At 47.5% G+C, this 882-nt stretch carries 1 protein-coding gene; it reads left to right on the top strand.

Annotation, left to right across the window (positions count from 1 at the left end; translation table 11 throughout):
- The coding region (locus R8O10_RS24305) for an ATP-dependent DNA helicase (protein WP_318191829.1) at window positions 1–882 on the top strand (882 nt) is incomplete at both ends.

Raw genomic sequence — 882 nt, forward strand, 5'->3', positions numbered from 1 at the left:
ATCAAGCGCGAATTGGTTCGTTTAACTGACAGCCTAGATCTGGCGATTGATGTGCTCAAATTGGCACTTGGTCGCAGCCAATTGTTAGATACGGCTTTTGAGCGTGCGAACTTGATCAAAGGTCGAATCGAGCGTGTGTGTGATGTTGACATCACCGGCTACTCTTACTGGTACGATACGTCACCGCGTCATTTTACTTTGCATATTACTCCGTTATCGGTGGCAGATAAGTTCCATGAACAAATTGAAATCAAGCAAGGTGCGTGGATCTTCACCTCGGCAACGCTTGCGGTTTCTGGTGACTTTAAGCACTTTACCGATCGTCTCGGCTTAAAACCTAAACAACAGTTTTCGCTGCCATCGCCATTTGATTATGAAAAGCAGGCTCGCCTTTGTGTGCCTCGTTATCTTCCTGAGCCAAACAGCCCAGGTTTAGCGGACAAATTGGTGAGAATGTTAGCACCAGTCATTGAAGAAAATGACGGTCGTTGTTTCTTCTTATGTACTTCTCACAGCATGATGCGTGAGTTGGGAGAGAAGTTCCGTGAGGTGTTGGATCTTCCGGTTCTTATGCAAGGTGAAATGAGCAAGCAAAAGACTCTTGCAGAGTTTATGGAGCTGGGTAACGCTTTGCTTGTGGCGACGGGGGCGTTTTGGGAAGGGATCGATGTTAGAGGTGACGCACTGAGCTGTGTTATCATCGACAAATTGCCGTTTACTGCCCCGGATGATCCGCTGCTAAAAGCCCGAATTGAAGATTGTCGATTGCGTGGTGGTGAGCCGTTTGCTGAAGTGCAAATCCCCGATGCGGTGATCACTTTGAAGCAGGGCGTAGGGCGTTTGATTCGAGATCAGAAAGATCATGGTGCATTGATCATTTGT

Source organism: Vibrio sp. 1727 (assembly GCF_033344415.1).
GTDB classification, from domain to species: domain Bacteria; phylum Pseudomonadota; class Gammaproteobacteria; order Enterobacterales; family Vibrionaceae; genus Vibrio; species Vibrio alginolyticus.